The sequence below is a fragment of the Anaerocolumna cellulosilytica genome, from assembly GCF_014218335.1.
Classification (GTDB): domain Bacteria; phylum Bacillota; class Clostridia; order Lachnospirales; family Lachnospiraceae; genus Anaerocolumna; species Anaerocolumna cellulosilytica.
Map to the genome: position 1 here is coordinate 833,669 of NZ_AP023367.1, position 12,476 is coordinate 846,144.

The 12,476-nt window shown below is 35.9% G+C and carries 10 protein-coding genes and 1 riboswitch; of the genes, 5 read left to right on the plus strand and 5 right to left on the minus strand.

The window, feature by feature from the left end; translation table 11 throughout:
• Positions 1-45: 45 nt before the first annotated feature.
• The 5 genes from acsn021_RS03695 to ribD form a co-directional block, all read right to left on the minus strand.
• Positions 46-1,632 carry a transposase gene (locus acsn021_RS03695; protein ID WP_184096195.1) on the minus strand — a complete coding sequence of 529 codons (1,587 nt, stop codon included), beginning with the start codon at positions 1,630-1,632 and terminating at the stop codon, positions 46-48.
• A 200-nt stretch (positions 1,633-1,832) separates the two neighbouring features.
• Entirely contained in the window at positions 1,833-2,318 is a 486-nt protein-coding gene (gene ribH / locus acsn021_RS03700; RefSeq protein WP_184095546.1) for a 6,7-dimethyl-8-ribityllumazine synthase, read from the minus strand.
• 14 nt (positions 2,319-2,332) lie between these two features.
• Positions 2,333-3,532 carry a bifunctional 3,4-dihydroxy-2-butanone-4-phosphate synthase/GTP cyclohydrolase II gene (locus tag acsn021_RS03705; protein WP_184095548.1) on the minus strand — a complete coding sequence of 400 codons (1,200 nt, stop codon included), beginning with the start codon at positions 3,530-3,532 and terminating at the stop codon, positions 2,333-2,335.
• Between the two features lie 9 nt (positions 3,533-3,541).
• On the minus strand, positions 3,542-4,171 hold the full coding sequence (gene ribE / locus acsn021_RS03710) for a riboflavin synthase (protein WP_184095550.1): 630 nt from the start codon (positions 4,169-4,171) through the stop codon (positions 3,542-3,544).
• Positions 4,156-5,259, minus strand: coding sequence for a bifunctional diaminohydroxyphosphoribosylaminopyrimidine deaminase/5-amino-6-(5-phosphoribosylamino)uracil reductase RibD (ribD, locus tag acsn021_RS03715; protein ID WP_184095552.1), 1,104 nt, complete (start codon positions 5,257-5,259; stop codon positions 4,156-4,158). Before ribD ends, ribE begins: the two co-directional genes overlap by 16 nt.
• Before the next feature lie 147 nt (positions 5,260-5,406).
• Positions 5,407-5,521, minus strand: a riboswitch (FMN riboswitch).
• 335 nt (positions 5,522-5,856) lie between these two features.
• Between ribD and acsn021_RS03720 the strand changes: the two genes are divergently transcribed.
• From acsn021_RS03720 to acsn021_RS03740, 5 genes are all read left to right on the plus strand, one after another.
• Complete coding sequence (locus tag acsn021_RS03720) at positions 5,857-6,351, plus strand: TetR/AcrR family transcriptional regulator (RefSeq protein ID WP_184095554.1); 495 nt, start codon at positions 5,857-5,859, stop codon at positions 6,349-6,351.
• Between the two features lie 127 nt (positions 6,352-6,478).
• Complete coding sequence (locus acsn021_RS03725) at positions 6,479-7,744, plus strand: condensation domain-containing protein (RefSeq protein WP_184095556.1); 1,266 nt, start codon at positions 6,479-6,481, stop codon at positions 7,742-7,744.
• A gap of 179 nt (positions 7,745-7,923) precedes the next feature.
• Positions 7,924-8,568 (plus strand): hypothetical protein, encoded by a 645-nt coding sequence (locus acsn021_RS22745; RefSeq protein WP_197978592.1) that lies wholly within the window; start codon positions 7,924-7,926, stop codon positions 8,566-8,568.
• A 100-nt stretch (positions 8,569-8,668) separates the two neighbouring features.
• Complete coding sequence (locus acsn021_RS03735; protein WP_184095557.1) at positions 8,669-9,784, plus strand: helix-turn-helix domain-containing protein; 1,116 nt, start codon at positions 8,669-8,671, stop codon at positions 9,782-9,784.
• Positions 9,785-10,216: 432 nt separating this feature from the next.
• The gene (locus acsn021_RS03740; protein ID WP_184095559.1) at positions 10,217-12,301 is read left to right on the plus strand and encodes a hypothetical protein; all 2,085 of its coding nucleotides are present in this window, start codon (positions 10,217-10,219) and stop codon (positions 12,299-12,301) included.
• The last annotated feature ends 175 nt before the right edge of the window (positions 12,302-12,476 follow it).

The following is a 12,476-nucleotide window of genomic DNA, read 5'->3' on the forward strand; positions in this document are numbered from 1 at the left end:
AAAAAAGCGTGCACTTAATAAAGCTGTGAGTATAGTTCTTGGATTTTAAGCAGCCAACTTGTTTCTCTGTTTTTTATTATGATATTTATAAAGATTAAAACCACAAGAAATCAGTGTGAGTTCAAGAATTGCGTTTTTCTCACCTCTTCGAAATAATCTTTTGTAGGATTTATTCCATTTTAAAATACCAAAGGTTCCTTCCGCTTGAATACTACGATTCATTCTCAACAGTGCGCCATGTATTGATTCAAGATTTGTCATTACCTCTTGATGTATTGATGTTAATTCCTGATTCATTCGAATAGTTCTATTTTTGCTTGCCTTAGGACAACAATCGTTTTTAAACTGGCAGCCTTCACATGATTTGCATTCATAGATTTCTTCGGTTCTGCTGTATTTGTTTTTATAGACATGTTGTTTGCTTTTAAAGTGAAAAGTCTTTCCATTTGGGCATATTAAATTTCCATTCTCGTCTCTTTTAAAGTTGACTGCGCGATATGGATTTTCATGATACTTCTTATCGGATGTTTCTTTTTTGAACATGGTAAATTTCATATATTTTTCCATCCCATGCTCTTCACAGTAAAGATAGTTATTATAGGAACCATAGCCTGCATCTGCAACTGGATACTTTGGATAATGACCATAGATTTCATTGAATTTTTCCATCAAAGGAACAAAGCATTCCATATCTGATGCATATGGTTTTACATCAACTACCGCTATATATTCATCACAGACAGCGGTCTGTAGATTGTACGCTGGGAGAAGCTGATCATTCCCCATATAATCCCGTTTTATGCGCATAAAAGTGGCATCGTGATCGGTTTTGGAATAACTGTTTCTTTCATCGCCACAAACTTCTATATGATGTGCATATGTCTTTAATCGTTCTAGATACCCCTCTAATTCCTGATATTGTTTTTGCGGAAGGCTTTTTCTATGACCACAACCAGATACAAACGTGGATTCCACCAGATTTGTTGCATTCTTGTACATTTCCAAGAGTTCAGATACATATTCGACAGCATACTCATCTCTCTTATCAAGTTTTACACCGAAATATCCTAATACTTCCTGGTTCATTGCATCAATTAGCGTGGATATCTTTTCATAAACCTTTCCTCGGTTTTTTGTACAAGACTTTTTCCATACCCAGGTATATCGGTTGGCATTCGCTTCCATTTTTGTTCCATCTATGTAAGTATGCTCCAGGTCCACATGCTCCTTTTCAAAAATGTAACTGTTTAAGTCAATAAAAATCTGTTCTATGGAATCTGTTAGTTCATTGCGTATAAGATTGCCAAAGGTCGCAAAAGAAGGAGCCTTCATCTCATCAAGAAGATACAGGTATCGTATATCATTCCTACAGAGTTTTTCTATTTCACGCAGAGAACTAATTCCGTGCTCCATGAAGGCAAAGAGTATCACTTTAAGGAGTTTCTGTTCATCACATCTTGGACGACCTGTTCTGTAGCCTTTCTCTACAAAATATTTTGATAGGTCGATGTGATCCATCACCTCACAGAACGTGTATACTGGATCAGATATATTAATTAATTTTTCGATTTCCAATGGTAATTTCAGCTGACGTACTGTATAATTATCATTGGTGTTTTTATTTATTTGCATAATTAATTATACCAAAAAATCGCTGAAGTCTCATGACCTCAGCGATTTTTCTTTTAGGGGAGTTTTTTTACAGCCCCTTACATTGCCGGATATGTCTGTAATCTTTAGGGGCGGCAAACCATTCTCAGCCAGATAAGAATGAGTAGTACGGAATGTTGGGGCATAGATTTTTACGCCATTGTGGGAGGATACCGTCATAATCAATTATTAAATATTTCATTTTTTTCCATTTCTCTAATTAGATTTATCATCTCAATAGCTCCGACTGCGCAATCAAATCCTTTGTTACCCGCTTTAGTTCCGGCACGTTCAATTGCCTGTTCAATATTTTCTGTTGTAAGTACGCCGAACATTACAGGTGTGTCACTGTTTAGAGACACATGTGCAATCCCCTTTGATACTTCACTGCAAACATAGTCATAGTGGGTTGTGCTCCCGCGGATTACAGCACCTAAACATATGATTGCATCATAATTTTTGCTTTTTGCCATTTTTGAAGCTATAAGAGGTATTTCAAAAGCACCAGGTACCCATGCGACTTCAATGTTGTCCTCTTTCACTTCATGCCTTACTAAAGCATCTACAGCACCTCCAAGCAGCTTAGAGGTAATAAATTCATTAAATCTTGCAGCAATAATGCCTATTTTAATGTCTTGTGATACTAATTTTCCTTCATAAATTTTCATAATAATCTCCCTTCTTATACATTTATATAATGACCCATTTTGGATTGTTTTGTTTTTAGATAGTGTTTATCGTACTCGTTTGATTCTATTTCTATCGGTACACGCTCGGTAATTGCAATTCCAAAATCAGAAATCTGATATACCTTATCAGGATTATTTGTAATAAGCCGCATTGTTTTTACGCCTAAGTCACGAAGTATTTGTGCACCGATATAATATTCTCTTAAATCCTCTTTAAATCCAAGTGCAAGGTTTGCATCGACAGTATCCATACCTTGACTTTGCAGCTCATAAGCTTTTAATTTATTGAGAAGACCTATACCTCTTCCTTCCTGTCTCATATACAAAAGAATACCACGTCCCTCTTTTTCAATCATTTTCATAGCCATAGCTAACTGTTCGCCGCAATCGCAACGTAAAGAATGGAACACATCACCAGTTAAGCATTCTGAATGAACCCGGCATAAAACCTCTTGTCCAGTAGTAATATCACCCTTTACCAAAGCTACATGGTGTTCACCGTTTATCTTATTCCTATACCCATAAGCGTGAAATTTACCAAAGGAGGTTGGTAACAAAGGACTAGCAACACGTTCTACCAAATGGTCAAACATTTTACGATAATTCTGTAATGCTTTTATGGTAATAAACTTCAAGTTCCACTTTTGCGCCAGCTCCATTAGTTCAGGCGTGCGCATCATATGCCCGTCTTCACCCATGACTTCACAGCACAAACCACATTCTTTCAGCCCAGCAAGTCGCATTAAATCTATGGTAGCTTCCGTATGACCATCTCGTTCCAGAACACCATTATTTTTCGCAAGAAGAGGGAACATATGTCCTGGACGGCGAAAATCTTCCGGCTTAGCGTTCTCATCAACTGTTTTAAGAGCAGTGATGCTTCGCTCCGCTGCGGAGATACCAGTAGTGGTATCGATATGGTCAATTGAAACGGTAAAAGCGGTTGTGTGATTGTCGGTATTGTTTGATACCATTTGAGGAAACTCAAGACGAGTGCAAATTTCTTCACTCATAGGCATGCAGATTAATCCTTTACCATGCATAGCCATAAAATTAATATTTTCTGTCGTGGCAAATTCTGCTGCACAGATAAAATCACCTTCATTTTCACGGCTTTCGTCATCTGTAACAAGAATGATTTCCCCTTTTTGTAAGGCTTCCAAGGCTTCAGGGATTGTGTTAAAATTAAACATAAAGACCTCCTAAAATCCATTTTTTATTAAAAGCTCCTTGTTAATACCATTGCTATTCTGTGTAAATTTTTCAATATACTTCCCAATGATGTCATTTTCCAGATTTACAAAACAACCTATTTTTTTTTCAGATAGTGTGGTGTACTTAGCAGTATATGGAATCACCGACACTGAAAAGCTGTCATGTGTTATTTTTGCAATGGTAAGGCTGATGCCATCTATGACAATTGAGCCTTTTTCAATGATATACTGCATGATTCCTGGGCTGGTTTTAATAGTATACCAAATTGCAATATCGTCTTTTTTAATGGATACGATTTTACCGGTACCATCGATATGTCCGGATACAATATGGCCACCAAATCTTCCGTTTACAGGCATTGCACGTTCAAGATTAACTCTACTTCCGCTGTTCAAGCTTCCAAGTGAAGATTTTAATAATGTTTCATTCATCACATCAGCAGAAAAAGAAGCATTGCTTATGGCGGTTACGGTAAGGCATACACCGTTTGTTGCAACACTGTCGCCAAGCTTTAAATCCTCTAATATTTTACTGCATGCAAGTGTTAAAATTGCAGATTTCGCACCCTTTTTAATATTGTTAATAATACCTACTTCTTCAATTATTCCGGTAAACATGTATAAGCTACATCTCCTTCTATAAGAATGTCTTCGCCAAACCATGTGATTGTTTGGTTCATCAATAAAAAGCAGTTACTGACTTCTTGGATACCAATGCCACTTACAGGCGTTTTTGATTGGCTGCCTCCGAATAACTTCGGTGCTATATATATTTGTATTTTATTTACAATATTGCTTTGTAAAGCTGAAAAATTTAAGGTGGAACCTCCTTCTAAAAAGATACTGTCAATACCTATCTTTCCAAGTTGAAGCATTAAATGGTTTAAATCAATATGATTATCCATTAGATTAATATTAATAATTTCACAGCCTTGAGCATGGTAGAGATTTTGCTTTTCTCTATTGTCACAAGCAGTAGCAATAATGGTTTTTACTTCTTTTGCGGTGGTAACAATAGTAGATTCTAGAGGAGTATTTAAATTTGTGTCACAAATAATGCGTATTGGGTTCCTGCCTCCATCCATGCGGCAAGTAAGGGTGGGATTGTCAGCAATTACTGTGCCTACCCCAATCATAATAGAAGTATACCGGTTTCGACTTTTGTGAACATTTTCTCTAGCTTTTATCCCTGTAATCCATTTAGAAGTTCCATTTGTAGTTGCAATTTTTCCATCCATTGTCATTGCATATTTCATTACAACATATGGTGTTTTTGTTTGTATGTAATGAAAGAAAACCTCGTTAAGTTCCATACATTTATCCTCTAATATACCTATAACTACATCAATTCCTGCCTCGCGAAGAATAGCAGCCCCTTTTCCTGACATTAAAGAGTTGGGATCCAAACAACCGATGACTACTTTTTTTATACCATTCTGTATGATAGCATCAGTACAAGGAGGGGTTTTCCCATAATGGCAGCAAGGTTCTAAGGTGACGTACATGGTGGCACCGTTTGGACTTTCTCTGCAATTACTAAGTGCATTTCGTTCGGCGTGCCATCCGCCGTATATTTCATGCCATCCCCGTCCGATTATTTTTCCTTCCTTTACAATAATTGCTCCCACCATGGGGTTCGGATTTACAAAACCGATACCTTTTTTTGCAAGAGTAAGAGCGAGGTTCATATAATTTTCATCAGTCATATTATGATTCCTCCAAAATAAAAAACTGCCTTAAACATACATGTTCAAGGCAGTTTTTTACAATGATAGTTTATCTTTAAAAACAAAAAACTCTGAAATGAATCAATCATTCCAGAGCAATATTCAAAAGAAAAACCTAAAGAGGTTTAAAATCTTCTTTCATCCAGACTTTACTGTCGGCTTCGGAATTTCACCGAATCATACCTTGCGGTTCGTGGGCTATACCACCGGTAGGGAATTTCACCCTGCCCTGAAGATACATATTAATTTAATCGGATTATAGCATCCCTAATCATTGTTGTCAAATAGAATTTTCATTAAATTGGATATATTAGAGAATCTATGAAAAATGAGTGATTCATAGTTAAGCAGAATATCGTAATTGTAGAGCAGGTAGTGCTTGCGTGTTTCACTGTAAATGTTTAATAATGACTGTTGTTGTCGCTTCGTAAAGTGGAAAAAACTTACACTACGGGTGCAACATCCTGTTATATTAGATGTGATAGAAAGATTGTAAAATTTAATTGACAAATAGTGGTTATGCCAATTATAATAACATTGTTATATAACGGTGTTATAATTAAAGGAGAATTCGTAATGCCACCTAAAAAACAGATTAATAAGTACCAAATTATAGAAAAAGCTTTTGAAATGGTTCGACATGAGGGCTATAAATCATTAACAGCAAGAAAGTTGGCAAAAGAACTTAACTGCTCGACGCAGCCCATCTATCAAGCTTTTACGGACATGAAAGAACTTAAAATTGAACTTATCAAAAAAGCACAGGAAAAAATGTTGCAATATATTATGGATAGAAGTGATACTTCAATGCCTACAGAGCTTACATATATTTTAGCATATATTCAGTTTGCAGGAGAGGAGAAGTATCTGTTTCAATTGATCTTTACTTCAGGGGGAGTAAATATAAATGTGATAAATGAACTGGGGTTTTCTGGTATGGAATTAAATCTGAATATGATTATTTATGCAAATGGTATTATAATGATGCTGGCATTCAATTCTTTTGAACTTTCAAATGAGAGTATTAAGAATATGCTTATACATGCATACGAGTTATTTGAGAATAAATAGTAAGGCATAGGTTGTTGTTCTAGTCTAATCCAATTGGACGAAAATTACAAATAGTATGGAGTTAAGTTTTATTGAAAGTCATCACGATAAGAGGCTTAATGAATAAGTACTCAGGATAGGAGAAAACATGGAGAAGACTAAGATTGACAAGGAAAGGACATGGATATTTTCACCGGTTAATAATATTTCACTAAAAATAGATCTAAAAGGCAGTATTTTAGAAGAACAGCTTAAAGAAGCCATTAGAGACACTATCAATCATTATGACATGTTACACCAAAAAATAATAATAGATAATGAAGGAAATGCATATTACCAGAAAGCAGAGCTTTTTGAACCTGTTATAGACTCTATGGGAAGTGATTGGAGAGAGGTAGCTAGAGAACAGGAAAAACATCCTTTTGCAATTGATAAGGGTGAATTTATTCGTTTCTTTTATAGTAAAGCAGAAACAGGAATGACTCTTTTAATAATCGCTCATCACATTGCAGGCGATGGTATTTCATTTACATACTTTGTACAAGATATTATGCGCGCTATATCTGGAGAAAAGATTGAGTATAAGAAACTAGAGTTATATAATATGGATAAACTTCCGAAAGAAGCAAGCTTACGCGCCCCTATTGCATGGCTCATAAAGTACATGAATAGTAAATGGAAGAAAACCGGAAGGAAATTTGATTTTGATGACTATTATAATATGTATGATAAATATTGGAATAACCGAGAAACGCTTATTTATACTTATAGTTTAGAAGATGAAATGTATGACTCAATCTGCAGGTATTCAATCGAAAATAATGTCACCATAAATTCTATGATAACAACAGCATTTATACGGGCAAGTAGTGAGCTTTGCGATGTGGGAATGGCAGCAAGTATTAGGGAAAAGGGCTTTAGCGGAATGGGAAATTACGCAACCGGAATTTCAGTAAAGTATCGATATATTGAAAAAACCAGCTTCGTTGAGAATGCAAAAATGGTGCAGAAAAAAATATATGACAAATTAGATGATACCTCGAAGCGCTATTTTTTACTTCAATTTATGAGAAGTATTGAACCAACACTAATTGATGCCATTTATTTCAATGCATGCAATGCTTATAATAATAAAACGGCTGAAACTTTTAGTAAGATGTTTGGATATAACGGTAATCCGAAAGGGATTAGTATAACGAACCTTACAAAATTGCCAATAGAGACTAAATACGGAACTTATGAAATTGTTGACTTTACTTTTGTCCCGCCATTAGTACTGAATGCCAGAAGAATTATCGGTGTTGCATCAATAGGAAATAAAATGGTACTATCATTACATTTGAATAAAGACGCAGAAGTAAAGGAGCATCGAGAATTCTTTTATAAGGGGATGGAGTATTTAAAGAATTTATAATAATGTACAGCTGCCCTTCGCGTTGTGTATTAATGTTACTTATTTATATAAAATAAATAGAATAGCTATGTTTGTACGCTACTTGTGTAATTTATGATTCTGAAAATGCAACTTAGTGGTTAGTTTATTGTTTTGATTATTATAAACATATAATCAAGGCAGAAAGAGAGGAATCGATTATGAAAACAAATATTTCGAAAAAAGAAAATACGGCAATGGATTATTTAGAGTATGCTCTTTATGCCTTTGGCGGCTTGGGACTAGAAATCTTGGTGATGATGTTAGAAAACCGCTTTTGGGGTGTTCAGAGTGGAGAATGGACGGTGATGCAGCATGTCATACATTGGAGTATTACTTGTTTGATTTGGGGTGTAATTGGATATGCACTTTTAAAGAAGGCTTTAAAAATACGTACCGAAAATAGAAAAATAAATTGGTATGCAGCTGGGGCAATTATTATAGCTTCAATTGTTTATACCTCCGTAACTTGGAAGGGGTTTAAGCCGGCAATAGAATTGCATAACAATGGGATTGTTAAATTTGCAGCACAGTACATTTATTATGCTGTTGAAAGTTTGCTTATATTGCTAATAATCGTCCACGGACAAAAGGCATTTGAAAAATGGTTCAAAAATACAAAACATATTCCATTTGGAGCTTTACTCCTTGCTATGACTTGGGGAATTATTCATATATTGACCCAAGGTGTGGCAACTGGAATTTATGCCTGTATTCAAGCTATATCATTTGGCTGTATTTATCTTGTATTAAACAAGGACATCAAATATTCTTATATAGCGATTACATTTATGTTCATGCTATAATATCCCCTTTAATTCACCTAAACAGCGAGTAATTTCACGGTTTGCGTTATTTTATCATTTACCTAGAAATGGTATTATAAAAGCAGGAGGTAAGTCATATATGGCAAAAGTTAATATTAAAATAGCAGAATTAAGAAAACAAAAACAAATTGGGCAGCAGGAATTGGCAGAAGTATTAGGAGTGACGTATCAATCAGTCAGTAAATGGGAAACAGGTACAACAATGCCGGATATCACGTTATTGCCTGCTATATCGGAGTATTTTAAAGTATCTGTTGATGAATTACTGGGATTGAAACCCCTATGTGAACAACAATACATGCAGCGTAATACAGATGACAGAACCAGTTGGAATGAGAGTACGGATAAGTTATTTCAGAACAGGAAGAATTTTTGGAACGAGGATTATCTAAAGTTCCTTGTTGAAAATGTATGGCACATTACATCACCTATTAGTGTAATTGACTTTTGGTGTGGGGATGGATATTTAGGTAAAAAATTACTTGAAGTATTGCCTAAGGGTAGTTCCTATACAGGAATTGATAACACCTACTTTATTAAAAAAGCAACAGAAACGTTTATGGATACTGACATATCTACGGAGTTTATTGAATCAGACCTATATAATATTAATATCGACAAAAAGTTTGACTTAGCCATTTGCCAGGCATGTTTGAGGCATCTAAATCGGCCAATGGAAGTACTGGCTAATATGGCAGAGGTGGTTAGAATAGGCGGGATGGTTGTCTGCGTAGAAGTGAACAGAGAATTTGAGAACGTTGGGACATATATTGATGGGATTAACTATGATGATTTGTGTACAAATTTTGATTACCATCCATTGTGGAAAACTGAATTAGAGAATGAGGGAAGGGATTATGCAATTGGAATGCGCCTGCCGTTTTATATGGAGCAGTTAGGTTTACAGGATATCAATGTAAGAATGAATGATAAAGTTATGTTTACTTCAGCACAAAATTCAGATTATCAGAAAGATTTGCAGGAATTTATGCAGATAAATGGTTGGGACAAAATAAGAGGAATAATAGAAAATGAAAGCCTAATTGAGTTTTTTATGAACAGAGGGATTGCAAGAGTGGATGCAGAAAAGTTTGTAATGATGCAAGCTAAGATAGCTCATCACTTAACCCAAACAGAGATAAAGAAATCTATCTTAAAAGTTCAGGGGTTAATGATTACATATGGAATTAAATAAGGAAATGTATCATAAAAAGGATAGTATTTAATTAAATATTAGGTTATTTAAAAATTTTAAGTTCCATATTAATTAAGAGATTAGTTAATATGGAATTTTTGTATTTAGACTATTGGTATGTGAATCATACCAAATAATTCAACAAACATGATGATAGTACCTAAAATGAACGTTAAGGAGTATTATATTTTGACTAAAACAATATGTAATATGAAAGGTAATTTTATTTGATGTGCAAATACTCCATTAAATAAACAAAAGGTTTATATATATTGTACAATAACACGAAAATAATAATTGACAAATAGTGGTTATGTGTTATATTATACTTATATGAAATCGGTTACATATGGTATTATATTGTTCAAAATGATGAAGTTCATTTTATTAAAATGTGAAACCGATTACAGGTTTAAAAAAGGAGGAAAGTTTATGATTAAAAAGGTAATAAAAAGGTCAGTAACGGCAATAGCCATCTTTTCAATGCTGGCAGCAGTAATGACTGGCTGTACCCCGAAAGGTACGAAAGAAACAGTGAATCAAACAGGAGAAGCTGTCACTGCCGAGCCGACAAAAGCAGATACAGCTACACCTGAGGGGAAAGCAAAAGTCCTGCGATGGGGAACACATTGGCAGGCGGGTTTAGACCCTAATTATCAGGATCCTACTACAGGGGAATACACTATGGATGAAGCCTCCAGACAGGCTTCTTTAGCCGCCTTACAGGCAGCAAAAGACCAACTTAATGTAGATGTGGAGTTTGTACAATATGCATCAGATACAAGAAGCGAATTGATTACAAGTGTACTGGCGAATACCCCCGTTTGTGATATTGCAATCCTTTGGGGTGGTTCGGAAAATACAATTTTATCACAGAATATTTTACAACCACTTGATGAGTATGCCGATATGTTTGCTGATAGCGAGTACTCCTGGATGCTTTACGACAAGTTATATGGACACAATTATTTTTTGACCTCCAAGCAGGCGTTTATCCCCAGATGGCCATTAGTATATAATGCAACCATGATTGAAAAAGTGGATTCCTTAAAAGACAGTGAAGGAAAAACTATCTATCCTACTACTCTGTTTCAGGATGGTAAGTGGACTTGGAGTACCTTCAAAGAGTATCTTTCAAAAATCCAGAGTTTTTATGCAAATACAAAAGCTCCGGACGGTACGGAATTTAATACGATTAAAGCTTATGAAACCGATCACCGTTTCGCTGGACTTTCAGCTATCTTTGCTGCCGGCGGAGAGATATACGGTGCCAATGGCTTAATGGCAGATTCCAAAGCATCCTTAAAAGCAGTTGCATATGTAAAAGAACTTATGGATGCGGGCGTATTAACAGAGTGCGGGCTATATGATGATGGTTACACACCTAAGTGGTTACAGGGATCCAATGATTTCGGTGCAGGTGCAACTGTATTTACAGACAGCGCTGACTGGATTATTGCCGGTGCAGCTTCTTCAGCAGCAGACAGAGGTGAATCCATTGGTATCGTTCCCTGGCCAAGACCCGATGATATGGCTGCTGATGACCCTAACTACAAACAAGTATTAACAGTTGGTGACAGTATGGGTATCTTAAAGGGTGTTGATGCTGAAACAACGAAACTGGCACTTGAATTCTTAAAGGTATATTACAGTACATATTATAAGACCCTTGGAGGTGTTGAGAGTGTTTCTGCTTACAAAGACAGTGCAGCGACATCCCAGGCTACGAATCTAGGCTTTGATATCTTTAATGAAACTTATGGCGATGACCTGTTAAAGACTTTCCAGTATATTGCGAATCAGACAGTGCCAAATGATTACTCCGACCTTCTTGGTTTCCGTGTGGTTTGGGATGACGTTTTAGGCAAATCTTTTTACGGTGTTGATGGTTATGCATCCTATGATGTATCGATTGCAGCCAATAAGAACCTGTTTACAGAAAAAGCAGCCAATATGGAGGCAATTCTTTCCAGTGATGAAATCAGAGATAATATTGCTCCTTCAATCTCAGCGTCAGCAGCGCTAGTGTTCCCGGTTGGAACAGATCCTAAGAGTGTTGCCTTCTCTGACTATGTATCCATTGAAGACGCGGTAGATGGTGTGCTTGATGCTACAACTGCAACTTATGACTATTCTGCAACTGATTTTACTAAGGTTGGAAGTTATGGCGACGGACTTAAGGTTTTGATGGCTGACAAATCCGGCAATGAAGGAAGTATGAATACAACAGTTATCGTATTTAATCCTGATAACAAAACTGCTCCTGTCGTTACACCTGTTGAAGGTTACCGTCAGATTAAACTGGATGAAGATGCTTCCAAAATCTCCTGGAAAGGTGATTTTATAGCAAGTGCACTGGATGCAGACGGATTGGATGTTTCTGCCATTATCGCAGCAGATATCTCGAACCTTGATACCTCTACACCAGGAGATTATGATGTTGTAGTTACAGTAACAGACTTTGCAGGAAACAGCAGTGAAGTAACATTGACTGTCACAGTTGGAGAAGCAGAGTAATCACAGAAGTTTAACAAACTTTTAGTTACTGTTCAGACTTTAAGAAATCATATACGAAATAAAAATTTAACACGGTTTTTCTTTGATTGGATTAGAAAAACAGATTCAGATTTAATATACAGTAATTTCAAATTAAAATCTGGTTGCTGTAAGCCGGCCTGATACTGCTACAGTA